This window comes from Psychrobacter halotolerans, from assembly GCF_039680845.1.
In the GTDB taxonomy this organism is placed as follows: domain Bacteria; phylum Pseudomonadota; class Gammaproteobacteria; order Pseudomonadales; family Moraxellaceae; genus Psychrobacter.
Map to the genome: position 1 here is coordinate 187538 of NZ_JBDKWD010000002.1, position 26172 is coordinate 213709.

The 26172-nt window shown below is 44.2% G+C and carries 19 protein-coding genes and 1 riboswitch; of the genes, 15 read left to right on the forward strand and 4 right to left on the reverse strand.

Going from position 1 to position 26172, the window contains the following annotated elements:
* The first annotated feature begins 89 nt into the window (after positions 1-89).
* From nusA to pnp, 9 genes are all read left to right on the forward strand, one after another.
* Positions 90-1574 (forward strand): transcription termination factor NusA, encoded by a 1485-nt coding sequence (gene nusA, locus AAJP47_RS04520; protein ID WP_346716722.1) that lies wholly within the window; start codon positions 90-92, stop codon positions 1572-1574.
* 151 nt (positions 1575-1725) lie between these two features.
* Positions 1726-4452, forward strand: coding sequence for a translation initiation factor IF-2 (infB, locus tag AAJP47_RS04525; protein WP_346716723.1), 2727 nt, complete (start codon positions 1726-1728; stop codon positions 4450-4452).
* A 344-nt stretch (positions 4453-4796) separates the two neighbouring features.
* Entirely contained in the window at positions 4797-5186 is a 390-nt protein-coding gene (locus AAJP47_RS04530; protein ID WP_346716724.1) for a ribosome-binding factor A, read from the forward strand.
* A 152-nt stretch (positions 5187-5338) separates the two neighbouring features.
* Complete coding sequence (truB, locus tag AAJP47_RS04535; protein ID WP_346716725.1) at positions 5339-6415, forward strand: tRNA pseudouridine(55) synthase TruB; 1077 nt, start codon at positions 5339-5341, stop codon at positions 6413-6415.
* Positions 6416-6847: 432 nt separating this feature from the next.
* A complete protein-coding gene (locus AAJP47_RS04540; RefSeq protein WP_346716726.1) occupies positions 6848-7372 on the forward strand; it encodes a type 1 glutamine amidotransferase domain-containing protein in 525 nt (174 codons plus the stop codon).
* A gap of 66 nt (positions 7373-7438) precedes the next feature.
* Positions 7439-7600: a hypothetical protein gene (locus AAJP47_RS04545; protein WP_346716727.1), complete on the forward strand. Its 162-nt coding sequence runs from the start codon at positions 7439-7441 to the stop codon at positions 7598-7600.
* A 132-nt stretch (positions 7601-7732) separates the two neighbouring features.
* On the forward strand, positions 7733-7906 hold the full coding sequence (locus tag AAJP47_RS04550) for a hypothetical protein (RefSeq protein ID WP_346716728.1): 174 nt from the start codon (positions 7733-7735) through the stop codon (positions 7904-7906).
* Between the two features lie 384 nt (positions 7907-8290).
* Positions 8291-8557: a 30S ribosomal protein S15 gene (rpsO, locus tag AAJP47_RS04555; RefSeq protein ID WP_058023603.1), complete on the forward strand. Its 267-nt coding sequence runs from the start codon at positions 8291-8293 to the stop codon at positions 8555-8557.
* Between the two features lie 746 nt (positions 8558-9303).
* Positions 9304-11406 carry a polyribonucleotide nucleotidyltransferase gene (gene pnp / locus AAJP47_RS04560; protein WP_346716729.1) on the forward strand — a complete coding sequence of 701 codons (2103 nt, stop codon included), beginning with the start codon at positions 9304-9306 and terminating at the stop codon, positions 11404-11406.
* Positions 11407-11662: 256 nt separating this feature from the next.
* Here the strand turns inward: pnp and AAJP47_RS04565 are convergent, their stop codons facing one another.
* The 4 genes from AAJP47_RS04565 to AAJP47_RS04580 all read right to left on the reverse strand — a co-directional run bounded on the left by AAJP47_RS04565 (position 11663) and on the right by AAJP47_RS04580 (position 15398).
* The gene (locus tag AAJP47_RS04565) at positions 11663-12226 is read right to left on the reverse strand and encodes a hypothetical protein (RefSeq protein WP_346716730.1); all 564 of its coding nucleotides are present in this window, start codon (positions 12224-12226) and stop codon (positions 11663-11665) included.
* A 29-nt stretch (positions 12227-12255) separates the two neighbouring features.
* Positions 12256-12801, reverse strand: a complete 546-nt coding sequence (locus tag AAJP47_RS04570; RefSeq protein ID WP_346716731.1) for a hypothetical protein — start codon at positions 12799-12801, stop codon at positions 12256-12258.
* A gap of 140 nt (positions 12802-12941) precedes the next feature.
* A complete protein-coding gene (locus AAJP47_RS04575; protein WP_346716732.1) occupies positions 12942-13199 on the reverse strand; it encodes a YheV family putative metal-binding protein in 258 nt (85 codons plus the stop codon).
* Positions 13200-15398, reverse strand: coding sequence for a M3 family metallopeptidase (locus AAJP47_RS04580; RefSeq protein WP_346716733.1), 2199 nt, complete (start codon positions 15396-15398; stop codon positions 13200-13202).
* A gap of 661 nt (positions 15399-16059) precedes the next feature.
* Here AAJP47_RS04580 and AAJP47_RS04585 point away from each other — a divergent pair.
* The 6 genes from AAJP47_RS04585 to atzF all read left to right on the forward strand — a co-directional run bounded on the left by AAJP47_RS04585 (position 16060) and on the right by atzF (position 26106).
* A complete protein-coding gene (locus AAJP47_RS04585; protein ID WP_346716734.1) occupies positions 16060-17172 on the forward strand; it encodes an AOC03_06830 family ribosome hibernation factor in 1113 nt (370 codons plus the stop codon).
* A gap of 206 nt (positions 17173-17378) precedes the next feature.
* Positions 17379-18188 carry a glutathione S-transferase N-terminal domain-containing protein gene (locus AAJP47_RS04590; RefSeq protein WP_346716735.1) on the forward strand — a complete coding sequence of 270 codons (810 nt, stop codon included), beginning with the start codon at positions 17379-17381 and terminating at the stop codon, positions 18186-18188.
* Between the two features lie 521 nt (positions 18189-18709).
* Positions 18710-18823, forward strand: a riboswitch (guanidine-I (ykkC/yxkD leader).
* A gap of 45 nt (positions 18824-18868) precedes the next feature.
* The gene (locus AAJP47_RS04595) at positions 18869-19633 is read left to right on the forward strand and encodes an urea amidolyase associated protein UAAP1 (protein ID WP_346716736.1); all 765 of its coding nucleotides are present in this window, start codon (positions 18869-18871) and stop codon (positions 19631-19633) included.
* Between the two features lie 147 nt (positions 19634-19780).
* Entirely contained in the window at positions 19781-20470 is a 690-nt protein-coding gene (locus AAJP47_RS04600; protein WP_346716737.1) for an urea amidolyase associated protein UAAP2, read from the forward strand.
* A gap of 97 nt (positions 20471-20567) precedes the next feature.
* On the forward strand, positions 20568-24209 hold the full coding sequence (uca, locus tag AAJP47_RS04605) for an urea carboxylase (RefSeq protein WP_346716738.1): 3642 nt from the start codon (positions 20568-20570) through the stop codon (positions 24207-24209).
* A 73-nt stretch (positions 24210-24282) separates the two neighbouring features.
* A complete protein-coding gene (gene atzF, locus AAJP47_RS04610) occupies positions 24283-26106 on the forward strand; it encodes an allophanate hydrolase (protein ID WP_346716739.1) in 1824 nt (607 codons plus the stop codon).
* The last annotated feature ends 66 nt before the right edge of the window (positions 26107-26172 follow it).

The following is a 26172-nucleotide window of genomic DNA, read 5'->3' on the forward strand; positions in this document are numbered from 1 at the left end:
AAATAATTGATCACTTGCGGTGGAATCAAAGTATTGGTACACAAATTATAAAATTTAAGTCAATTAAAAAATGATAGGACAGGTATAGCATGAGTCGTGAAATCTTAACGGTAGTAGAAACTGTCAGTAATGAGAAGGGCTTAAATCCTGAAGATATCTTTGAGGCCATAGAAGACGCTTTGGTGGTATCGACGAAGAAAAAAGTCTATACCGAACAACCAGAAGTGGCTGTACGGGTCGCCATCGACCGTGCCACGGGCGATTATGATACTTATCGTTATTGGACAGTGGTTGCAGATGAAGACCATGAAATGCCAGCTTGTCAGCTAGCGATCAGCGATCTTGATGAAAACGAGTGGTCAATCGGTGATGTCAAAGAAGAGCAAATCGAATCGATTGAATTTGGTCGTATTGCTGCGACGCAAGCCAAGCAGGTCATCATCCAAAAAATTCGTGAAGCCGAACGTGCGCTAGTCGCTGATGCTTTTGAGCCACGTGTGGGCGAGATGATGTATGGCGAAGTCAAAAAACAGACTCGCGATGGTTATATCATCGACTTAGGCGATAACGCAGAAGGCTATTTGTCACGCGATCAAATGTTGCCACGTGAGCAACTGCGTGCCAAATCTCGTATCAATGCCATCTTATATCATGTCAACCGTGAAAACCGCGGTGCACAGTTACTGCTTTCTCGTACTCATCCTGAAATGTTATCTGCCTTGATGCAAAAAGAAGTGCCTGAGATTGCAGAACAAATTATTGAGATTCGTCACGTCGCTCGCTTGCCAGGCACGCGTGCTAAAATAGCAGTCAAAACAAACGATCATCGTATCGATCCAGTGGGCGCTTGTATTGGTATGCGTGGTACGCGTATCCAAGCGGTACAGCAAGAGCTTGATGGTGAGCGTATTGACGTGGTGGTTTGGTCTGATGATCCTGCTCAATTTATCATTAGTGCCTTAGAACCCGCTGACGTTAGCAGCATCATTTTAGATGAAGACATGCAAACGGCTGACATTATCTTTAGCACCAATGATCAATTAGCACGTGCCATTGGCTCACAAGGTCAAAACGTACGCTTGGCATCAGAGCTGACAGGCTATAAATTAAATATGATGCTCGAAGAAGAGTATCAACAGCGTCAAGAAAACGAATCAAAAGCATTCATTGAATTATTCTATGAACGCTTAGAAGTAGACAAAGACCTAGCTCAAGCCCTTGTTGATATTGGTTTTACCAGTATTGAAGAAGTGGCATACGTTCCCGTTGAAACTTTTTATGACATCGAAGGATTAGACGACGAAGCGATTGAGATGATTCAAGAACGTGCAAAAGAAGTGGTCATCGCTGATGAGCTGGTCAAACAACAAAACATGAAAGAGCCAAGTCAAGAGCTACAAGAGCTTGAAGGTATGACGGTCAGTTTGGCCTATAAAATGGCACAAAAAGACATTCTTACCGTTGATGATTTGGCAGAACAAGCCGTCTTCGATCTAGAAGATATCGAAGGTTTAGACTCTGAAACCGCAGGAAAACTCATCATGAAAGCTCGGGAATCTTGGTTCAATGAATAGGCGGTAACTGCATATCGCTGTCTTTTGGTGATATGCTATCGAAAATAAAGTGCTGGTATGAATGTAATATAAATACTGGCCTTAACCCAATCATTTGTAGCCAACAACTGAATTGAACATATAGCAAATAATAGACAGTAGGTGATAATACATGGCAGATAAGACCGTCAAAGAACTGGCAGAAATGGTAGGCAAAACTCCAAATGCTGTACAACAGCAATTGGTAGATGCTGGACTGCCTGCTCGTGCAGAGAGTGACCTAGTCACCGAGCTTGAGCAAGAGAAGTTGGTGACGTATTTAAAGCAAAGTCATGGTCAGCAAGAAAAGCGTCGTATCAGTCTGAAATCTAAGACGACTAGCACTGCGCGCGTGACCGGCTCTTCAGGGAAATCTAAGAGCGTCAATGTTGAAGTGCGTAAAAAGAAAGTGTTCGAAAAGCCTGATCCAGAAAAAATGGCTGAAGAATTGGCTGCGCGTGAACAAGCGATGATTGAGTCGCAAGAACGTGCCGCTAAAGATGCTGAAGAGCGTGCGGCAACTAAGAAAAAAGCTGAAGAACGTCAAGCAGCAACCTTAGCAGCGATGCGTGCAAGTCTAGGTTCTAGCAAAAAATCAGACGATAAAAACGACGACATCTCAACATCAGTGGTTGTGAAAAAAGGCGGCAAAGCGACTGTTGAAGTCAAGCCTAAAGATCAGCCCAAGAAAAAAGTCGCTGCAACGAAGCCAAAAGTTGAGACAGCAGCAGAGCGTAAAGCGCGCGAAGCTCGTGAGAAAGAAGAAGCTCGTCTGCGCGAAATCGAAACTGAGACTCGCCGCGTTCAAGCGGAAGAAGCTCAAAAACGTACACTTGAGCAGATGCGTAAAATGGCAGGTCAATATACTGATCGTGAGCCAGTGACAGAAGTTCGTAAAGATGAGCCATTGGCAGAAGGTTTGGTCGGTGACGCATTAGAAGAATCTTTTGAAAAAGAGCGTCGTGAAATTAAGCGCGGTGCCAATAGTACGGGCACTCGTGGTCGTCGCCGTAAGAATCAAGATGAGCGTGAAATTAAAAACCGCAAAAACGGTCTACGCTCTACTCAAGCCTCACAGCACAAATTTGAAAAACCGGTCGAAAAGATCGTTTATGATGTCGAAATCAGTGAACATATTACGGTTGCTGATCTTGCTCAACGTATGGCAGTTAAAGCACGCGAAGTGACTAAACTGCTTATGAAAATGGGTGAGATGGCTCGTGAGACAGATACCATTGACCAAGCAACCGCAAGTTTGCTTGTTGAAGAAATGGGTCACAACCCAGTACCTGTCAGCGATACCAAGGTTGAAGACGATCTACAAGACGCGGTTGATGAGCGTAGCAGTAACGTGCAAACACGTCCACCAGTGGTCACTATCATGGGTCACGTTGACCATGGTAAAACATCGTTACTCGATAAAATCCGTGAAACAAAAGTAGCAACGGGCGAAGCGGGCGGCATTACTCAGCACATTGGTGCTTATCATGTCAAAACGGAGCGCGGTGTTATTACGTTCCTTGATACGCCAGGTCACGCCGCCTTTAGTGCCATGCGTTCTCGTGGTGCCCAAGCGACTGATATCGTCGTATTGGTCGTTGCAGCTGATGACGGTATGATGCCACAAACCGCAGAAGCGATTGATCATGCGCGTGCTGCTGGTACCCCAATCATTGTTGCTATCAACAAAATGGATAAGCCAAGCGCCGATCCTGATCGCGTCCTTAATGAGTTAACCACAAAAGAAGTGGTCTCAGAAGAGTGGGGCGGCGATACCCCTATGGCTCGTATCTCAGCCAAAACGGGCGAAGGTATTGACGATCTACTAGAATTCATCAGCTTGCAAGCAGAGCTTATGGAATTAGAAGCGCCATTAGACGGGGCTGCACAGGGCGTTGTCATTGAATCAAGACTTGAAAAAGGTCGTGGTCCGGTTGTTAGTGTTCTAGTCAAAAAAGGCACGTTAAAGCAAGGCGACTTGGTTCTAGCAGGCGAATCCTACGGTAAAGTCCGTGCAATGACCGATGAGAATGGTCAACGTATTCAATCTGCAGGTCCTTCTATCCCTGTTGAGATTTTAGGTCTGCCTGAAACGCCAGCTGCTGGTAGTGAGTTCTTAGTCGTAACTGATGAGAAGAAAGCACGTGAAGTGGCTGATTTCAGAACAAACCGTGAGCGTGAGCGTCAACTTGAGCGTCAAAATGCCATGCGTTTAGAAAGCATGTTCGATCAGATGGGTCAAGGCGATGTATCATTCTTAAATATCGTATTGAAAACCGATGTGCGTGGGTCACTTGAAGCCTTGCTTTCTGCTTTGAATGAGTTGTCGACTGATGAAGTAAAAGTCAGAGTCATCAGCTCAGGCGTTGGTCCGATCTCTGAGTCTGACGTGACGCTTGCAGAATCTAGTGAAGCGGTATTGTTAGGTTTCAACGTCCGTGCCGATGCGACTGCACGCCGTAAAGCCGATGCGGCCAACATGGATATTCGCTATTATAGCGTGATCTATGGTTTGATTGATGATGTCAAATCAGCCATGAGCGGTATGTTAGCGCCTGAGCATCGTGAGAAGATTCTTGGTGTTGCTGATGTTCGTGAAGTATTCCGTTCTAGTAAGTTTGGTGCGGCTGCTGGTTGTATGGTGGTTGAAGGAACTATCTATCGTAACAAACCTATTCGCGTATTGCGTGATGACCAAGTTATCTTTACGGGTCAATTACAGTCATTGCGTCGTTATAAAGAAGACGTCAATGAAGTACGTACGGGTATGGAATGCGGTCTAGCGGTTCGTGGCTATGATGTTGAAGCTGGCGATAAGATCGAAGTCTTTGAGATTCAAGAGTTCGCTCGTACTATTTAATAAGTACTTGTTAGCCAGTCATTACTAAAGTGATGACTGCATAGCAGAATATTTAATCGTATAAGCTGTACTTAGGCCTATCAGGTACACCCTGCTAGGCCTTTTTTAGCAAATAGTTATGCTCAACCTCATAAATAGGTCAGTATAGTCAGTCCTAAATAAAAGGTTTAAGAATATTGCAACGCGCTACTAAGATGATTTTCCTTGTGTTCTGTGCCGTTGTTGACAGCGGCTGCGCAAAATCTATCTTAGTAGCACTGTATGTATTTTATGGTGTACTGATTAATCATGCACCGACTATAGATCAAAAGACAAATAAGCCAAATTAAAAACAAGGTAATAACATGAACCAACGTTTACAACGCTTAGCCGATCAAATTCAGCGTGAGCTTGCCGTTCTTATCCGTGATGAAGTCAATGATCCTCGTTTGACAGGTTTTGTCACCATCTCTAGCGTCAAAGTCAGTCCAGACTTGGGTTACGCCGATGTGTATGTCACCATCATGGAGCCTGAACTCAACGATGCTATGACCAAAACCAATCATGAAGACAGCATTAAAGTGCTTAACAAAGCGGCCGGATTTTTACGTACTGAGCTCAGCCATAGTTTAAAGACTCGCACCACGCCGCGTTTACGTTTTCATTATGACGAAGTGACGGCTCGTGGTAATTATATGATGGATCTGATCAATCAGGCGGTCACTAAGACAGAACAAAATGAGAATGATGAGTAAGTCACGGTCATAGTTGAGCCAGTTTAAAAAAGTATGGTTCTACTGGGATAAATTTTACGAAGCATCTGTCACGCTTGCGAACAGCCAGCAAGGAAAATTTATACCAGTAGCACATGGCGGCTGTATGTATCACTTTTATTTGGATTGACTATATGTCTATATCACCCAAGCAAACTAACAAAACAAAAGTCTCTGGTGTTATCTTAATAGACAAACCTAAGGGATTGACCTCGCAGCAAGTGGTGTCAAAGGTAAAGTACCTATTTAAATCACCGAACCATGACAGCAAAAAAGCGGGTCATACTGGCACCCTTGATCCAATGGCAACGGGGTTATTGCCTATTTGTATGGGCGAAGCAACCAAGTTCAGTCATTATCAATTGGATGCGGATAAATCTTATCAAGCCACTATTTTACTTGGTAGCCAAACTGATACGGGTGATGCAGAAGGTCAAATCATTGCACAAGCGCCTATTCCAAAGTTTGATGACGCATGCTTAGAACAAATTGCTCAGCAGTTTTTAGGTGCTCAGCAGCAGATACCACCGATGTATTCTGCGTTGAAAAAAGACGGTAAAAAACTGTATGAATATGCGCGCGCTGGTATCGAGTTAGAACGTCCGCCGCGAGATATCGTGATCAAAGCAATTGATATAAAAGTAATTGACCATGAACAACTTCAGTTGACGGTGACTTGTACCAAGGGCACTTACGTACGCGTATTGGGCGAAGATATTGCCAAAGCGCTTGGTACATTAGGACATCTGACAGCGCTGCGACGGTCGCAAGTGGGTCACTTTATGGTTGATAATGCCATTGCTTTGTCGGAACTAGAAGCCATGACGTTTGCAGATAGAGCAGGACAATTGATGCCAGTAGATGCTTGTATCAATATCGCTGCTGAACTAACTCTACTGCCCGAACAGTGCGCTCGCATACATATGGGTCAACGCTTAAACGTGTCCGATCAGCTGACAGATACTCTCAAACAGTACATTGCAGACAACGTTGATAGCCAGCTTGCTATTGATGAAGACGAGACCGATCGTCAGATATCTGTTCATAATCAGTATTCTGATGACAGTGCTAATAATGATTATAGCGCGCAGCCTATCAAATACGAGACTGCGGTAGATATTCGTCTGCTCAATGAATCGGGTGAATTTCTTGGTTTGGGCGCGGTCAGTCTTAACGGACGATTACAACCCAAAAAGTTGATTCAGAGATAGGAATAGCTTTTTAAAGACTCGCTGAGTAAACTTACTAACAGTTTACACTAATCACATATCGTCACATTTTATTGCAGGTTTCTCCTATGGTGAAACCTGCTTTTTTTATATAGTAGATAAGTCAGTTAGGGAGGACTGTTTAAGAAAATAATAACGATAACAACTATATTATGACAATAATAATAAAATAAATTGATAACCCTAAAATAATAAAAAATAGTGAATTTTTGAATAAAATAATAAAGTAATTTAAAGTTAAAAAATAACTATTAATAAAATAATAATAACGTTAAAGAAACGGATTTTTATAATAAGAAAGTTAGATAAGATAAAGCCAAAAATTAGTAAACAATAATTATAAAATATAATAATAAACAATCTTAAAACAAGATTACATACAAATAAATCATTAACAAAAGAAGAAGGGATATTATGAAAACGATTGCTTTTTTACTCCATAACAACTTTGAACAAGCAGAGTATGAAAAGGTCGATAACCAACTAAAAGACAAAGGTTATAAGACCGTTCTTATCACTACTAACAAAGACAAAGAAGTGCAAGCAATGAATCAAGACGTCAATAAGGGTGATACCTTTAAGGCTGATATCTTTGCTAGTGAAGCAAATGTTAGTGATTATGATGCTTTGGTCATGCCAGGCGGTACAGTCAACGCTGACACCATACGTGGTAATGATGAAGCACACAAAATCATCAACGCCATTAACGATGCAGGTAAGACTTTAGCTGTTATTTGCCATGCTCCATGGGCACTTATTAATACAGGGATTGCTAAAGGCAAAACATTGACTGCCTATCAGTCGCTTCAAACAGATTTAGAAAACGCTGGCGCAACTTTTGTAGATAAAACGGTACAAGTAGACGGGAACCTAATCACGTCACGTAATCCTGATGATATCGACAACTTTGTTGAAGCCATTGATAAAGCACTTTCTTAAACCTTTATCTCATACCTCTATTTAAAAATTATTCACTTAATTATAAATAAAACCAAGGAAAATATTATGTCAAACCCTAATCCAAACGATACTAAAATTGAACAAGAACGTGCTGATTCAGCGACTGCCGCACTTAAAGGTCAAACTGAAAATAATCATACAGAAGATTCAGAAGCAGCTGCAGAACGTATTGCTAATAACCTAAAAAATGCCAAAGAAGATAAGTAGGTAAAGAAGGTAAGGAATAGGTAATGTAGGTTGCATAAGTCACAAAAGGTAAGTTAATTGTTTAAATATTATGTTTATTACTTTAACGCTTATCAAAATAAAAGGCTTATCAATAACGAATGAGGAGCTATTATGAATAATGCATCTAAAGAGTTAGATGATCAGGAACAAGAGATTCAAGAACTGGCAGCAGATATCAACCCAAGAGAAGACAAAACACCTGATAGCTTGGCAGAAGCAACTACTGCTCCTTTATCAGATGATGACCTTGGTGAGAGCGCTGCTGACAAAAATGTTAAAAAATAAAGTTCTTGCTCGTTAAGTGGGTTAAAACCATTTTAATCATTGTTTTAGATCACACTTATTAGTAAAACTATTATGAAAAACTGCTGCTAGTTCAGCAGTTTTTTGTTATAATCGCCCCTACATTTGGATCGGGTTTTAGACGAATAGTCATACTCGCTGTCATTGCACTAAGCTGATGACTGAGTTGAAAGCTATATTGAACTAATCTGTGCCTGTTCAAATGACTGTTATACCAACCGATTGAGCTTATCGTACACTAGGTCAACTCTAGTAATGCAGGGTTGTCCTGAATGGCGTTTAAGTGATGTTATTTATTATTCTACTGTCTTTAAGACGATTCAATTCGAATCTGTTTCAAGACTTTTAGCATTGCCGGAGATATTTATGCTAACTAATACTGATCGTGAACAAATCATTGCCCAATACCAGCGCGGCGAAAACGACACTGGTTCTCCAGAAGTTCAAGTAGCTTTGCTAAGTGCTCGTATTAACGATTTACAGAACCATTTCAAAGAGCACAAAGCTGACCATCATAGCCGTCGCGGTCTTATCCGTATGGTTAATACTCGTCGTAAGCTGCTTGATTACTTAAAAGGTAAAGATCTTGGTCGTTATACCACACTTATTAGCCAGTTAGGTCTACGTCGTTAATCTAGCGACCATAGTTTGAGTGGTTGCTAAAACGAAGACATCATTATTTGATGTTCCTTCGAGATTTAACCAAACCGCTTAGCACTTACTTGCTGATTTTAATAAAATAGATTTCTTCTAAAAACGGTGTGGAATAGTTTCACGCCGTTTTTTTTATGTGTGCTAATAGGGCATGCAAGAGCTAAAGAACTTAAGCTAAAGTGATTAAACGACAGTCAAGTTGATGTAAAAAAGAGATAAGGTGAGAGAGATAAGTTTCTTGTCACCTTTATCAGTAAAGGCGTCGCCAGTAAGAAGAATCTCGACGAGTCACGTGTGGTGAACTCCTGTGTCCATTTTATTTAGAATTAACTATCGCCTACGTGCGGTTTCGCAATTGATTGGTCAATGCCGACAAATCCCTGTAAAATGATATATTGAAAGTTTGACAGAATGGCTTTTGTTCATACGCCAACTATAAAGTAAGCGTTTTATAGGTGAGAGCGTCCATTGGTTAAAAACGTCTCGTATGTATGAATTCTGCCTCATGACAGTATTTATAATAACAGCAACATTTAGTAATTAGGTAGACATGGTAGTACGATAACTATCATAAACAGATAATTAGATCTCAATATAAGTCTTTATTGCTGGGATATGTAAGCAAACGCCTATCAATATATGATTATATATAAAGCATTTTAATGACGGATATCAGCTTTTAGAGCGCTGATATTACTTTTGTCAGTCAACATTAGGAATATTATATGACAATGTTCAACACCATTAAGCGTGAATTCCAGTACGGCGACCAGCAGGTTGTTATTGAAACCGGTCGCATTGCACGTCAGGCCAACTCTGTTTTGGTTCATATGGGCGGCGTAACAGTATTAGTCGCAGCAGTGGTAAAGTCAGACGCCAAAGAAGGCCAGAACTTCTTTCCACTAACCGTCAACTATCAAGAAAAAATGTATGCCGCTGGTAAAATTCCAGGTGCCTATGGCAAACGTGAAGGCCGCGCTAGCGAGTTTGAAACCCTAACTTCACGCTTGATCGACCGTCCGATTCGTCCACTATTCCCAGAAGGCTACGTGAACGAAATTCAAATCACAGCAACGGTTGTGTCATCGGACAAGACTCAGTCTGCAGATATCGCTGCGATGATCGGTGCTTCAGCAGCATTGGCTATCTCTGACGCGCCTTTCAATGGCCCTGTTGCCGGTGCTCGTGTTGGTTTCATCAATGGTGAATACGTCCTTAACCCAACGCTTGAACAGCTCGAAAGCAGTGACTTGGATTTGGTCGTTGCAGGTACTAAATCTGCGGTATTGATGGTCGAATCTGAAGCGGCAGAGCTATCAGAAGATCAAATGCTAGGCGCTGTATTATACGGTCATGAGCAGCAGCAAATCGTTATTGATAATATTGTATCAATGGCAGAAGAGATCGGTACGGCTAAGCAGCAGTTCACTGCGCCTGAGCGTGATCAATCGCTTACTAGCAGCATGAAAGAGCAATTTGGCGCGCAAGTGGCTGATGCTTATACCACCACCAATAAACAAGATCGTTACACCAAGCTTGATGAGATTAAGCAATCGGTGATCGATGCACTTGCGGGTGATCCAGAATCTGAAAACTATGCTGATACGGTGTCTGAGCTTAAAGAAATTTATAACGACCTTAAGTATCGTACCGTTCGTGACAATATCTTGTCAGGTAAGCCACGTATCGATGGTCGTGATCTTGAGACCGTTCGCGCCCTTGATGTACAAGTGGGTGTCCTACCATATACGCATGGTTCAGCATTATTTACCCGTGGTGAGACGCAAGCACTGGTGACGACCACGCTCGGTAATAGCCGTGACGTCAATATGATTGATTCGCTTAGTGGTACGATTCGTGACCATTTCATGTTGCATTATAACTTCCCGCATTTCTCTGTTGGTGAAACAGGCCGTGAAGGTATTCCAAAGCGCCGCGAAATCGGCCATGGTCGCCTAGCACGCCGCGGTGTACAAGCGATGCTACCAGACAGCGAACGCTTCCCATATGTCATTCGTGTGGTATCAGAGATTACTGAATCAAATGGTTCATCTTCTATGGCGTCTGTTTGTGGTGCCAGCTTGGCATTGATGGATGCAGGTGTCCCATTAAAAGCACCCGTTGCCGGTATCGCGATGGGTTTGGTTAAAGAAGGCGAGCGTTTTGCTGTATTGTCAGATATCTTAGGTGATGAAGATCATCTTGGTGATATGGACTTTAAAGTGGCTGGTTCTAAAGATGGTATCACAGCGCTTCAGATGGATATCAAAATCGAAGGCATCACGCCTGACATCATGGAGCAAGCGCTTAAGCAAGCCTATGCTGGTCGTATCCATATTTTAGATGCTATGAATAAAGTATTGCCAGAAAGCCGTACTGAAATCAACGCTCATGCGCCAAACTACGCGGTTATCGAAATCAATCCAGACAAGATTCGTGATGTGATCGGTAAAGGCGGCGCGATGATTCGTCAGCTAACCGAAGAGACTGGCGCGGTTATCGATATCGATGACGGTGGCACGATTCGTATCTTTGGTGAAAACAAAGCCGCAACCAAAGCCGCTATCGGTAGAATCGAAGCATTGACCGCTGAAGTTGAAGTTGGCAAAACGTATGAAGGCACGGTTGCTCGTATCGTCGACTTTGGTGCGTTTGTTAACGTACTACCAAACACCGATGGTTTGGTTCACATCTCGCAAATCGCAGAAGAGCGCGTTGAAAATGTGTCAGACTATCTGAAAGAAGGTCAGGTGGTTAAAGTCTTTGTACAAGACGTTGATAACCGTGGTCGTATCAAACTGACCATGAAAGGTATCGAGCAGAACTAATTTTTAATGATTGGTTTGGCTTAGATCATTAAAAACCGCTTTGGGAGACTTATTATAAGTCCTCAAGGCGGTTTTTTTATGTGTTAGAGATATAGTTAATCTAAAGTAAAAGTAGTAAATACGGTCCTCATGTTCTACTGGTATAAGTTTCACTCACTGGCTGTTCGCAAGCGTGACAGATGCTTCGTAAAATTTATCCCAGTAGAACCGTACTCTTTCTAAGATGAATCGACTATAGTCAAAGGCTGTGATGGGCTTATATATTGACGTCTTTAGGAAGATGAATATCGATACGAAGTTTGGGTAGCGATTGTAGATGCTGAGTCAATAAAGGCAAAGTATCGGTGTGCCAATCTAAAGGCAGCGAATATGTTAAGTCGGACGGATCAGTCTGATGGTCTCGCGGATTATCAAAGATCAGAGGACGTGCAAGTAATGCCGCCTTACGAATGCCTTGGTAACGAATGAGTGGCATAAGCTGTTGTTGTAGATCCATCAAGGCTGCACTGAGCCAACGCATTCGCGCTGGATGATAAGGATGATCCGATATGACGAGGTTGGCAATGTGACTTGGCTGGTTGCCACTACTGCTGACACCAAGCCCTGTTTGTTCAAGTGCGCGCTTGTGTAGTAAGCAGCTGCCCACATTCAAGCTTCCATCACGGCAAGTACGATGGTAATGTTGATAATTATCAGGAAATAAAGTCTTAGTTCTTGTGAGCACAGGATCTAAAAGGATACCAGTCGTATTCACTGGCAGAATAAGCAGTTGCGCGCTGCTATTTAAAATAGGGGCGTGCGTTAATTGTAGGTTCGCCATTTCCAGCCCCTCTATAAAACATAATGGTTTTATTCTACAGCGCTATCTTCTGCTTCTAATTGCGCAATTTGTTGTTCAAGTAAGGCGATTTGCTCAGCCTTCATATCAGTGAGCTGTTTATTCATGGCCAATTGTTCGGCCGCCAGTTTTTCTTGTTCCGCCAAGCGTTGACGTTCATCCTCCAAGCGATCTATCTCTTCTTTGGCAAGGCTGTCTGTTTGGGGCAGCGGCGCATTTAAGATAGCCTTTGGACTTGGTATTTGACCGTTCGAGGTATCCGAAAGACCGATGTTCTCATCCCTTTCATCCAATGCTGAGTCGTTTAAGGTTGGATCAGTTGACGAGCTATCTTCACTTGATAGCGCTTCTTCGTTCAACCCTGTTTCATCTGATGGTGTAGAAGCGTTAGGTGCGGCCTCAGTTGATTGCGCAACCGAATCTGTGTTTTGAGCAGGGCTGGTAGCGGTGTCAGTTGAAATAATTTTCCATCCTACATAACCAATCAATAGCGCTACCAATACAATGGCGAGCCACCATTTTTGCTGGAATTGAGCAGGTATTTTTTTATGGTTCATACGTTGGTCAAATTTATGTCAAAGAGATAGGTACACATACTATAACAAACTCAAAATAAAAAGCCTATCTATTGATAGATAGGCTTAAAACACTGTTAAACATCGCATTTCTGATTAACAGAGAGATTCGAAATTATGAGTTATGGTTTAAACTTCACTGTTCCGCTGGTGCCCGTAGACATAGCATCACGAGTAAGCTGATCTTCGAGATGGTTTTTGGCACTGATAGCGTCAGGATCGGGTCTATGTTCCGTATGACCGCACTGAGTGCATTCAATGTACTCATCAGGCTCAGGCGTCACAATGTTTACTTGTACCACTGCATCCATGGTCTGGCATTTGGGACAGCGAACCCCGGCCAAAAATCGACGCGTTGGACGTGAGGACTGATAGCGCATTTAGATCACCTCACGAGTCGTCTGGACATTGGCCGCATCGCCAGCGTTTGTAAAACCATTGTGGCACAATAAGGCATCGATACTGGCACTACGACCACGGAAGTTCTCAAAGTTGGTTTTGGCAGGGAAGCTACCGCCTACCGACAAGATGGTATCGCGAAACGCTTTACCCGTTATCGGATTAAAGATACCTTCTTCTTCAAACTTACTAAAAGCGTCCGCCGACAAAAGCTCTGCCCATTTATAGGAATAATAACCGGCGGCGTAACCGCCAGCAAAGATATGGCTAAACCCATTGGCAAAACGGTTATAATCAGGCGTTTGCATGACAGCGATATCGCTACGTACCGCGTTTAAAGTCGCTAAAATACCTTCATAATCAAGCGCTGGTGTATGCGCATGAATCAATAAGTCAAACAAAGCAAATTCAATTTGACGCAGTGTTTGTAGCCCGCTTTGGAAATTCTTAACCGCTAATAATGCATCGAGCTTGTCTTTAGGCAAGGCTTCGCCTGTCTCGACATGGCTACTAATGAGCGCAATACCCTCAGCATCCCATGCCCAGTTTTCCATAAATTGGCTGGGTAGCTCAACGGCATCCCACTCCACGCCATTGACACCAGCGACATCACCCACGCTCACTTGCGTCAATAAGTGATGTAGACCATGACCGAACTCATGGAACAAGGTCAGTACCTCGTCATGGGTCAACAAGCTTGGCTTACCATCAAGGGCGGGCGTAAAGTTACCAACCATAAAGCAGACGGGCAGTTGCTGATGGCCTTGTTCCTCATAACGATAACGTGCCTGAAAACCATTCATCCATGCACCGCCGCGTTTACCACTGCGAGCAAACAGATCAAAGTAAAAGCCACCTATCAAGTGATCGTCCGCGTCAAACAATTGATAAAAACGTACGTCATCATGCCAGCGAGAGACAGAGTGTGCATCTGTATTGTCAAGCGTCTGTTCTTTGACTTTGATACCGTAGAGACGCTCTACAATCGTGAATAAACCGCTAATGACTGTGGGTAATGGGAAATAAGGACGAATCTCTTCTTGCGACAAGCTGAATTCTTTCTGTTTTACTTTTTCAGCGATATAGGCGCTGTCCCAAGGCTGCAACTCATCAATGCCATAGTCCTGCGCGTACTTTTGTAATTGTGCCAAGTCTTGTTTGGCAGCGGGTGTTGCTTGCGCTGCTAAATCTCTTAAGAACGTCTCAACTTCTGTGACGCTATCCGCCATTTTGGTCGATAAAGACACATCTGCATAATGCTCAAAATCCAATAATTTGGCTTTTTGTTCCCGCAATTGCAGAATCTCACTCATCAGGTCGGCATTATTTAATGACTCACCCTTAGCATTGGTATGCTCATCGAACTCAGACGCACGCGTGACGTAAGCGCGGTACAGCGTTTCACGTAAACGACGGTCATCTGCATGAGTCATGACAGCAAGATAGACGGGTATGTTTAAACTGGCAACATAATATGGCTTTGGCAGCGCCTCTATGTCGGCTTGCGTTAATATACCGCTGGCAAGCGCACGGGTTTTGTACTGCTCGCCTGCATCGGCTAGGAGCGCAAGACCGCTTTCGGTTAGGCCCGCTAATTGCTCAGCATTTAACGGCAACGCATAGGCTTGAGTGGCGTCCAAAATATGGTCAGAAAACGTGGCCGATAGCGTTGAGAGTTTGCTTTGAATTTCAGCAAATTTCTCTTGCTCCGCTTTTGGTAAGGCCACGCCTGACAACTCAAAACTCTGCAGCGCAAGCTCGATAGCGCGCGCACGGGCAGGTTCAAGCGCGGCAAAAAACGCCGTATCGTTAACAATGGCTTGATAGCGGCTGAATAAAGGCTGATGCTGTCCCACACGCGTACCATACGCTGAGAGCTTCGGCAGTAGTTCATGATGAACATGACGAATCTCATCATTGCTCATTACACTATTTAAGTGCGACAAAATACCCCAGCTACGATCTAGAGCCAAATTGATATGGTCAAATGCCATGACGTCCGCAAGCGCTTGTTCAGCAGTGATAGCAGACGCATCACCGTCATTGTCAGTCGTCGTTGCTGTCATTTTGTCTAAAAAAGCATTGGCACTATCGATAGCGTTACTGACGTTGCTTTGTAACGTATCTGGTGCCGCATTAGCAAAATCGACGAGATGTAAATCAGTAGGAGTAGAGGTCATAAAAATATCCGGTATGAATGGGGGAGAGGTAATCGAAGAAACAGACAGATATGTCACCTAGTATTGCGGTATCAACGTATAAGAATACTGGGTTTCTAGCGTTTTTTATATTCTATTGTTTGGATGTAAGATATATAAAAGATGGGTTCATTTAATAAAAATGCAACCTATTTGGCAACGGTTCGGTGCATAAGCGCTTTAAATGAGAGATGAAAAGAGGTTTGAAACGAATAGGATAGGGTTTTAACAGTATTGTTTGTTCTGCTTACAAAGCGTCATCATTTGCTTGCAAATTAACCCTATAGTGGGTCAGAGGCAACTGTTAGCATCGTTGTGATGGAATAAGAAATCAATAAAGTGTCTTCACACGGATATTAATAATAAAAAATAAATAGAGCCATAATCAATAAAATAATAATAAGACAATTATAACAATAAGCGCAATCAGACACGAGACCAAGGATGGTCGGAAAACCCAAATGAGTAAATTTTGAGTGTTAAACACTGACTGTTAGCCATTGGCTCATATTATTCATCAATTTTTATAGCTATTAATAAAAAACCTATTAATAAAAATATCGCCGTATTTACGTACCTATTGCTTAACATTTAGAAAAACGACAACGTTGAGCATACATCATAATAAAACAAGGAGTATTATATGAAAGCAACTCTCAAAAGCTTACGCCAGACAAAAGCAGATCCTGCGGTTAGCATTTTCGTCAAAACCCATCGTGCCCATCCTGCCAATGACCAAGATCCGATTGCACTAAAAAATCAATTAAAAGTGGTCGAAGAACGCTTAACCAATGAGTATGACAAACGTACCGCCACCACTATCTTAGAAAATATTCATGCCAAGACTGATGATCTCAATCATAACTATAATTTAGATACTTTAGCCATCTTTGCTAGTGTCGATGATGTACAGATTATTCGTATGCCGATTGATACCCAAGAGCGTGTAGTGATTTCAACCAGTTTTGCCACTCGTGACTTGGTTCGTGATATGGCAAGCGCCGTCCATTACTATACCGTCGTATTGACTCGCGATCATGCGCGTTTAATCGAGGCGTCTAATGACCGTGTCATCAGAGAATTTGATAAAGACGATGACGTGCAAAATAAAATGGAAAACATCCAGTTTCCTGTCGAAAACAACGGATTGTACACCACAGGTGACGGTGGTTCTGACCGCTCATCGAACAATGAAAGTAGCCATCTAAAAGAGTTCTTTAACCAAGTGGATAAGAGCGTACAAGAGCTGTGGGGCGAGCATAAAATGCCGCTGGTTATCGTTGGTGACGCCAAAAACATTGCATACTATAAAGAAGTATGTGACCGTCCAGATAACATTATCGCGACGGTATCCAACGCCACTCACTTAGATGATGGCAGTGCTCAACACATCGTCGATAGCGTTCAAGAAGCCGTAGAAGAGTATCGCACCTCATTGCATCAAGCGGCTTTGGGTGAGATTGATAAAGCACGCGGTGCCAACATGCTACAAACGGACTTGCAAGAAGTCTATCGCAGTGCCTTCCAAGGGGCAGGTGAGACGCTTTATGTCCGCCGCGGTTATATCCAGTCAGCGAAGATTGATGAAAAAGCACAGACATTGAGCATGGCAAGTGATTCTGCTGCCGAAGATGTCACTGATGATGCTATCGGTGAAATCATTGAACATGTGATTCATAATGGTGGTGAAGCTGTGTTTATGCCACAAGACATTATGAGTGAAGATCAGCCAATCGCTTTGGTCACTCGCTATTGATAAGTAGGTAGCTACTGATAAATAGATCAAGCATGGTTTTATCGGCTATGCCTTGATCAACCTAAACAAGCGCATTGGTTCACTACGAGCCAATGCGTTTTTGGGTTTTATTAGTACTTAAAAGCGGTCTGTTTAAAGCGCTGAGACGGTTATCAAATTCGGTTATTAAATTCGGTTATCAAAATCATGATAAAAAAGGATGTTTTATGATTATTCCTAATAATAAACTGGGCTTTCATTTAAAGAGCCTACAATCCACCATGACCACCCTACTACGCGGCGGTCGAGGTAACATGGGCACCTCTAAGCCGATCATGCCAGAGAAGATGCTGGTTCTGTACGAGCATGAAGCGTGTCCCTATTCGCGCCGTGTTCGTGAAGTGATGACGCGACTAAACCTCGATTATGAGAGTCGTCCCAGTCCGCACAAGGGTCATGTGTACCGAGATGAGTTAAAAGAGCTGGCAGGCAAGGCGCAAGTGCCTTTTTTAATCGATGACAATACAGGCGATAAAATCTTAGACTCGCAGGCTATTATTGATCACCTATTTGCTCATTATTCTAAAAAAGGCAGCACATCAGATAAATTCAAAGCACCTAGCGGCGATAATGCCACGCTCATTAATAAGTCTGCCAGCGTAGTGTCGATGATGCGCGGTGTCAAAGCGGTTCATCCTGAAAAAAATCAGGCGCGTGGTAAGCCTAATGAGCCGCTACATTTATATGGGTTTGAAGCCAGTCCTTTTTGTCGGTTGGTACGAGAAAAACTAAGCGAGCTGGAGGTAGGTTATATCAATCACAATGTCGCTCGTGAGCAAATCCAAGATGTGGGCGGCTTCGGTGTCCGTCTGAATATGGGTGAATATCATCCCATTAAAGGCGGCAAGCGTGACCATATCATGAATGACGTAATGCCAGATAAGTTGCAGTTTCCTTATCTTATTGATCCAAACACGGAGACCAAAATGTTTGAATCTAAAGACATTATTAAGTATCTAGACAAAACTTATGGCTAGTAGGTTTAAGAGACGGTTTTGATTTATAGTTCAATAAAGTTAAGTATTGATATAACTAAAAAGCGCTGATTCTGACTGAATCAGTGCTTTTTTTTGCCTGAAAATACTTATACCAATAGACATAAAGCCATTTTCTATCCATTTTGAGCGGTGCAGAATAGGGCGCTATTTATCATTGTGGTGCACGATGTACTACGATAGTGCGCTGACCCATTTGGTTGGTACTCTCCCAAAAAAGTATTTTTATGGCGGTTATTTCTCATGTCGATAATTGGCATTAAGAAAGTGAGTTGCTTCAATGAAATTAACTACAGCTCATGTATGGCGGTTAATGTAATGAATTATAAAATTGTTTTTTACCAAGACTTAAGTGACTGTCGTCGTTGTTATTTGTATCAGAAAATTTTGTTTTTAGCGAAGTATGGATAATAAATCGATAGTAATAGTTTTTGGCTGGCATAGGGCTTGCACCGTTGTTAATGCACGGTTAATGACCGTTTTATCATCAATCTAAGAGCTAAAAAAATGCCGTCTAGGGTTCCGATATAGTAAAGAAAGCCCGCTTTCTACTATATGACTGGTCCGAGAGATGGCGGTTCGAAAGAACTACACGGAGGGATAAAAGCCCGGGAGACTATAAGTGACACTGCTCACTTAAGCTCATCACTGTGGAGTTTTTTATGTCATCCTTGCCAATCACTACGTCAAATAGCTCATCTTCAGCCCATTTCACCACACCTTTACCCGGTGGTCATCACTGGTGCGGCCGAATTAATAAAAACCATGTATTAACGCTCAAGTCGCTGGCAGCCAATGCCAACGCAAGCCTATACGTGGTCAATGCCGATGAGAAGCTTGAGCGCTTCAATATGCCAGACAGCCTAAAAGCACAACATACTTTATATCTGTCAAAAGGTCATGTGCTCTATTCAGACATGGGCCGAGTATTGGCCTCTATCATCAGCGATGACCACGGCTGGAACGATGCAGTTTGTGGTCCCAGCACTGCCGCAATGATTCACCATCAATACGGCAAAAAAACCTTCCAAGATGCTCGTAATGAACGCTATCAAAGCGGTCTTGATGGGCTGCTGACTGAAATGTCGAAGTTTTCTTTAAATGAAAGTGACCTGAGTGCGACGGTCAATCTTTTCTCCAAAGTTACCTCGGATTTGCAAGGGCAGCTGTCTTACGTGCCTGCCGACAATACCGATCAATCTGTGTCCTTACGCTTTGAGATGAATTGCTTAGTATTCATCTGCAACGCGCCGCATCCCCTTGACCCATCTGATAATTATGATCCGGCTGACATTAAGCTCACCGTTCATCCTGCTGCGCCGCTTGTGCCAAAGACAGAGTTTGATGTCTGCCGTGATTCTTGTGAGCAAAACCAGCGCGGATTTGAGAACAATGCCCGCTATTTTGGTGACTATACAAACGTATAAACACTGTCGGCTTACCGAATATGCGCATAAGACAAGAGATGCAATCCTTCTAATTTTTGACTGATCAAACGAGTTTTATAGGCTTATTTATATCCCATTTACCCCTATAGCGTTTGAAACCAGTCACATCAATAAGAGAGCCAGATCATGACTATCCATAACAATGACCTTTTGAACACAGACAACGATGTACAAAGTAGCGATTCAATTGATTCTAAAAGCATTCAGCAGCGCGAGGTTTGCGGCGCTGGCGAAGGATGGATGGCAGAAATAAAAGAAGGCCAGACGCTACGCATCATCGATACCGAAGGCAATCAGGCAGTCGATACCTTATTTATAAGCTGTGCGGACACAGCCGAACGTTATAGCGCAACCGATACATTGGCACAGAACCAAAAGCTGTTTTTGGAGATGGGCAGTCAGCTTTTTACAAATAAAGACCGTGTCATCGCTACCATCACAGAAGATACCTGCGGTCGCCATGATACGTTGGGCGGTGCCTGCTCATGCGAGAGCAACACGGTGCGCTATTCCCATGATACGTATCCTATGCACAGTTGTCGCAACAACTTCATGCACACACTTGCGACGCATCCAATTGCGCAAAAGTATGGTCTGACCGTACGTAACATCGGCCCCAATATCAATTTTTTTATGAATGTGCCTATCACACCTGATGGCAGTTTGGCATTCGACGATGGCATCTCAGCGCCCGGCAAGTATGTCGATATCACTGCCGAAATGGACATGATCGTTCTTATATCAAACTGTCCTCAACTCAACAATCCTTGCAATGGCTACAACCCCACGCCGATTGAGCTTGTGATTTATGAGTAAGTGAGACGTTTGCAAATCAAACGATGCTGTCTGTTTATAAAGACATGATCTGTTTATAAAGACAGGGTCTAAGAATAAAAAAGCTGAGGAAATTGTCATGTTTAAAAAAGTATTAATTGCCAATCGCGGTGCTATTGCTTGTCGAATCATACGCACGTTAAAACAAATGGGCGTCGGTTCAGTCGCTGTTTATACCGATGTAGATCGCGGATCACTGCATGTCAGTCAAGCAGATGAAGCCATCAAAATAGGCGCTGGGCCTGCCAGTGATAGCTATTTGAATATGGACAAAGTACTGCAAGCTGCGATTGATTCAGGGGCGGAAGCCATTCATCCAGGTTATGGGTTTTTGTCAGAAAACGCTGCATTTTGTGAGCGCTGCGCGGCGGCTGGTATCGCATTTATTGGACCAACCTCTGAGCAGTTGCTGAGCTTTGGACTCAAGCATACAGCGCGCAAGCTTGCTATTGAGAGCCAAGTGCCGCTACTACCGGGTAGTGAGTTACTACAAGATATTGAGGAAGCGCTGTGTGAGGCTGAGCGTATCGGCTACCCTGTCATGTTAAAAAGTACGGCAGGTGGCGGCGGGATCGGTATGCGCTTGGTCTGGAATGCATCCGAATTAAAAGATGCGTATGAATCCGTGCACCACTTAGCACAAAGCAACTTTAGTGACGCAGGTCTTTACCTTGAAAAGTTCGTCGAGCATGCCCGCCACATCGAAGTGCAAGTATTCGGTGATGGGATGGGTAACATCATTACTTTGGGGGAGCGTGATTGTTCTATTCAACGCCGTAATCAAAAAGTGATCGAAGAGACCCCAGCCCCACTACTATCAGATGCCCAAAGACAAAACCTACAGCGAGTGGCAACCCAGTTGATGCAGCAAGTCAACTATCGCTCTGCGGGTACGGTTGAATTTGTGATGGACGTATCGACCCAAGCGTTTTATTTCTTAGAGGTCAATACGCGTTTGCAAGTTGAGCATGGCGTGACGGAAGAAATCTATCAGGTAGATTTGGTACGCTGGATGATTGAGCTGGCGGCAGGCGAGTTTGTATTACCAAAGCTGCCTTTGCCAGCATCAGGTCATTCAATTCAGGTACGCCTCTACGCTGAAGATCCTATCAAAAGCTTTCAGCCGAGCACTGGGGTTTTAACAGATGCGCATTTCGATACAGATGCGCGGGTTGAGACTTGGATAGAAACAGGCAGCGAGGTATCGGCATTTTATGACCCGATGCTCGCAAAAATTATTGTCACGGCGCCTGACCGCAAGCAAGCTTTGGCAAAAATGAGCCAAACGTTAGCCATATCACGCATGGCAGGCCTTGAGACCAATCTTGAGTATTTGCAGCAGATTGTGGCCTCAGAGACGTTTTATCAAGGCACACAAACCACGCGATTTTTGAATACGTTTACGTGGCTCAGTCAAAAGATTGAGGTGATACAGTCGGGCGTACAGACGGCCGTACAAGATGTGCTTGGCCGAGAAGGCTATTGGGATGTGGGCGTGCCGCCGTCAGGGGCGATAGATGGCTTGAGTCTTAATACAGGTAATCAGCTTTTGGGCAACCCGTTTAACACCGCAGGTCTTGAGTGCGTGGTCACTGGGCCGACGCTACGCTTTCATTGTGACAGTCAGATTGCTATCACTGGCGCCGCGATGGCTTGTAAGTTGGATGGTGAAGAGCAGCCGATGTGGCAAACCATCACGGTGCGTAAAGGTCAGACGCTTGCTTGTGGCAATATCACCTCAGGATGCCGCAGCTATATCGCCATCAAAGGCGGGATAGGAGTACCTGAATATTTGGGTAGCCAAGCAACCTTTAGCTTAGGTCAGTTCGGTGGCCACGCCGGTCGTAATTTACTGATTGGCGACATGCTACCGATTACGCAGTGCGACACACCTAGCGTGACTAACATTTTACCTACCGCCCAGCGTCCAGAATTTAACGGATTGTGGCAAATAGCGGTTATGTATGGACCACACGGCGCGCCAGACTTTTTTACAGATGCAGATGTGGCGCAGTTCTTTGAGTATGAATGGGACGTCCATCATAACTCCAGTCGCACAGGCATCCGTCTGGTCGGACCAAAACCTGAGTGGGCGCGTGAAGACGGCGGCGAAGCGGGACTACATCCTTCAAACATTCATGACAATGCCTACGCCGTTGGTGCGATCGACTTCACAGGTGACATGCCCATTATTTTGGGCCCAGACGGACCAAGTTTAGGCGGCTTTGTGTGCTTAAGCGTCATTGTCGCAGGTGAGCGCTGGAAAATGGGACAGCTCAAAGCGGGGGATCGAGTCCAGTTTGTCCCTGTCAGCTACGAGCAAGCAGCAAACTTGCATCAGCGCTACGATGACATGCTGCGGGCAGACGACAGCCATTTGGTTGATTACAGCTTAGCAGTCGCTACTGATAACGCTACCTTGCAGACGGCCGTACTTGATTCATTACCCATGAATGAGGTTCACCCAAAAGTGGTGTATCGCCCTGCTGGGGATAGCTACTTGTTGATTGAGTACGGTGAGCAGGTGCTTGATTTACACCTACGCTTCCGCGTGCAGGCACTAATGGAGTGGCTACAGGCTCAGAAGATTGAGGCCATTATCGATTTGACACCCGGTATTCGCTCGTTATTGATCCATTATCATTCACTCAAGCTATCACAGCCCGCCCTGCTAGCGATGCTCAAGCAAGCAGAAAGTGCTTTGCCTGATATCAAAAATATGCAGGTTCCTTCTAGAATTGTCCATCTGCCGATGGCATGGGCAGATTCGCAAACCAAACTGGCCACTGAAAAGTATCAGCAGCTGGTGCGTCCTGACGCTCCTTGGTGTCCTGACAATATTGAATTTATCAGACGTATCAATGGGCTGGCCTCTGCCCAAGCGGTCAAAGACATTGTTTATGAGGCCAGTTATTTGGTCATGGGACTGGGTGACGTGTATTTGGGCGCACCCGTTGCCACGCCACTCGATCCCAGACATCGCCTAGTCACCACCAAATACAATCCTGCCAGAACATGGACGCCAGAAAATGCCGTGGGTATCGGCGGCGCTTACATGTGTATTTATGGCATGGAAGGCCCCGGCGGCTATCAGTTCGTTGGTAGAACGCTACAAATCTGGAACCGCTATCGCTCACATCCAAGTTTTGAAGCCGAAAAACCTTGGTTGCTACGCTTCTTTGATCAGATTCGCTTTTATGAAGTCAGTGAAGACGAGCTGCTATCTATGCGAACCGCGTTTAAGGCAGGGGAGTTATCGATTGAGGTTGAGGACACGGTATTAAATCTTGCTGATTACTACGACATGCTGAATGAGAACAAAGACAGCATTCAGACCTTTAAAGAGCAGCAACAAGCTAACTTTGAGGCTGAGCGACAACGCTGGAAGCAACAAGGGTTAGATCAGTATGTTGGTGAGGATATCGACGCAGTGGAGGTCGCATCAGAGGTCGATGTACCTGAGGGCGGTGTGGTCGTCAAAGCGCACATGATGGGTAGTGTCTGGAAGATATCTTGTGCAGTGGGTGATGTGGTCGATGAAGGCCAGACGTTAGCGATCATAGAGGCCATGAAAATTGAGATTCCGATTACGTCGCCCGTTGCGATGAAGGTAGTCAGCATTGAGATTGAGATTGGTACGACAGTAAAGTCTGAGCAGCCTTTGTTTGTATTGGCACCTATCACCGTAACGGATGCACTGACGATCGATACCGTCAATTAAACAACATTGTCTGATTACATTTGGTTAATCATCAGATGAAACAGCAACGATAAAGATAACAGAGAGAACCCTTATGCAAATGAATTGGACGATCAAAGATTGGCAAAGTGCTTACGCTAACAACGAGATTCAGTTGAGTGACTTGCTGGATTACGTGACAGATATTGGCAATGACAATCATGCCTGGATTGAGATTGCTACTACCGAACAACTCATAACGCAACTTGATCATATCGCGACTCAACACGCCAAAGATTTACCGCTATACGGCATACCCTTTGCGGTAAAGGACAATATTGATGTGGCAGGTTTTCATACCACAGCAGGTTGTTCAGCCCCTCTGTATCTGGCAGAAAAAGACGCGCATGTGGTTGCCAAGCTTAAGGCCGCAGGTGCTGTTGTCGTCGGTAAAACCAATCTTGACCAATTCGCGACAGGACTGGTAGGAACGCGCTCACCTTATGGCGCTGTGGCTAACAGCTTCAACCCTGACTATATCAGTGGGGGTTCAAGTTCAGGCTCTGCCGTCAGTGTGGCCAATGGTACGGTTCCTTTTGCACTCGGTACAGACACGGCAGGCTCTGGACGGGTACCTGCTGGTCACAACAATATCGTGGGTTTGAAGCCGACAAAGGGATGGTTATCGAGTACAGGACTTATTCCTGCTTGCCGTTTAAATGACGTGATTTCCATTTTTGCGCTGGGCGTTGATGAGGCGTGGCAAGTGGCTCAGATCATGAAAGGCTACGATAAAGAAGACGATTACAGTCGTGTACATCCCGCTACTGCCCCAGTTGCCTTTAGCCTTGGCAAAATTGCCATTCCAGATACCTTGGAGTTTTATGGCGATGCCGAGTCAGAGCGTGCTTTTGAAGTTGCAATCAAGCAGCTTAAGTCTATGGGGTATGAGATCACGCCAATAGACTTTACGGTTTTTAATAAGCTGGCAGAGACACTGTATAACGATAGCTGGGTCAGTGAGCGCGCTTTTGCAATTGACCAGTTCGTCAGCCGTGATGACATCTTGCCCATCACTCGCCAAATCATTAGCCAAGCTGATAATTATAGTGCCGTTGACGCAATGAGTGCTGAATATACGCGCGCCGCACACAGCCGTCATATTCAACAGGTGCTGTCTGAATTTGATGCCTTGATGGTACCAACGGCGCCGACCATTTATACCATTGACGCGGTTAATACTGATCCTTTAACCAAAAACAGTCATATGGGCGCTTATACCAATTTTGTGAATTTGGCTGACTTATCGGCGCTGGCATTACCAAATGTGATTGCTAAGGATGGTTTACCGCGCGGCGTCACCTTTATCGCAATGGCTTGGCACGATGAAGCTCTAGCCAATTTTGGTCACCAGTGGCAAGCCGCTCTAAACATACCAATGGGAATCTCTCAGAAAATTTATGAATCTGACCACGATCAACCTTATGATGAGCAATCTGATAAATCGCTCATTCCTCTTAGCACAGTATTTGACAGCGATAGTAGCGTTGAGCTGGCTGTGGTTGGCGCACATTTGAGTGGTATGCCGCTCAATTATCAGCTGACCGATAGAGGCGGGGTGTTGTCCGAAAAAACACAAACTGCACCGAGCTATCAGCTTTTTGCGCTGGCAGGATCCACACCTGCCAAACCGGGACTAAAGCGGCATCGCGACGGGGATTCGATTGCAGTCGAGGTTTGGCGTATACCCAAAGCGAGATTTGGAGAAATCGTTAGTGAGGTGCCATCACCCTTAGGGATTGGCAATGTTGAATTGGCAGATGGGCGCTGGGTTAAGAGCTTTATTTGTGAAGAATACGGATTTGCAGGCGGTACCGATGTCACGGCATTTGGTGGCTGGAAGTCCTACCTAGCCAAGCAGTCAGTGCCAGTCTCTTAAGCTGCATAATTTTATTCATTATTTAGAAAAGCAATACCGTTTTATCTCATCACACTTATCAGTAGG

Coding starts and splice junctions, on each gene's coding strand:
- nusA (WP_346716722.1), top strand. CDS start 90: ATGAGTCGTGAAATCTTAACGGTAGTAGAAACTGTCAGTAATGAGAAG.
- infB (WP_346716723.1), top strand. CDS start 1,726: ATGGCAGATAAGACCGTCAAAGAACTGGCAGAAATGGTAGGCAAAACT.
- AAJP47_RS04530 (WP_346716724.1), top strand. CDS start 4,797: ATGAACCAACGTTTACAACGCTTAGCCGATCAAATTCAGCGTGAGCTT.
- truB (WP_346716725.1), top strand. CDS start 5,339: ATGTCTATATCACCCAAGCAAACTAACAAAACAAAAGTCTCTGGTGTT.
- AAJP47_RS04540 (WP_346716726.1), top strand. CDS start 6,848: ATGAAAACGATTGCTTTTTTACTCCATAACAACTTTGAACAAGCAGAG.
- AAJP47_RS04545 (WP_346716727.1), top strand. CDS start 7,439: ATGTCAAACCCTAATCCAAACGATACTAAAATTGAACAAGAACGTGCT.
- AAJP47_RS04550 (WP_346716728.1), top strand. CDS start 7,733: ATGAATAATGCATCTAAAGAGTTAGATGATCAGGAACAAGAGATTCAA.
- rpsO (WP_058023603.1), top strand. CDS start 8,291: ATGCTAACTAATACTGATCGTGAACAAATCATTGCCCAATACCAGCGC.
- pnp (WP_346716729.1), top strand. CDS start 9,304: ATGACAATGTTCAACACCATTAAGCGTGAATTCCAGTACGGCGACCAG.
- AAJP47_RS04565 (WP_346716730.1), bottom strand. CDS start 12,226: ATGGCGAACCTACAATTAACGCACGCCCCTATTTTAAATAGCAGCGCG.
- AAJP47_RS04570 (WP_346716731.1), bottom strand. CDS start 12,801: ATGAACCATAAAAAAATACCTGCTCAATTCCAGCAAAAATGGTGGCTC.
- AAJP47_RS04575 (WP_346716732.1), bottom strand. CDS start 13,199: ATGCGCTATCAGTCCTCACGTCCAACGCGTCGATTTTTGGCCGGGGTT.
- AAJP47_RS04580 (WP_346716733.1), bottom strand. CDS start 15,398: ATGACCTCTACTCCTACTGATTTACATCTCGTCGATTTTGCTAATGCG.
- AAJP47_RS04585 (WP_346716734.1), top strand. CDS start 16,060: ATGAAAGCAACTCTCAAAAGCTTACGCCAGACAAAAGCAGATCCTGCG.
- AAJP47_RS04590 (WP_346716735.1), top strand. CDS start 17,379: ATGATTATTCCTAATAATAAACTGGGCTTTCATTTAAAGAGCCTACAA.
- AAJP47_RS04595 (WP_346716736.1), top strand. CDS start 18,869: ATGTCATCCTTGCCAATCACTACGTCAAATAGCTCATCTTCAGCCCAT.
- AAJP47_RS04600 (WP_346716737.1), top strand. CDS start 19,781: ATGACTATCCATAACAATGACCTTTTGAACACAGACAACGATGTACAA.
- uca (WP_346716738.1), top strand. CDS start 20,568: ATGTTTAAAAAAGTATTAATTGCCAATCGCGGTGCTATTGCTTGTCGA.
- atzF (WP_346716739.1), top strand. CDS start 24,283: ATGCAAATGAATTGGACGATCAAAGATTGGCAAAGTGCTTACGCTAAC.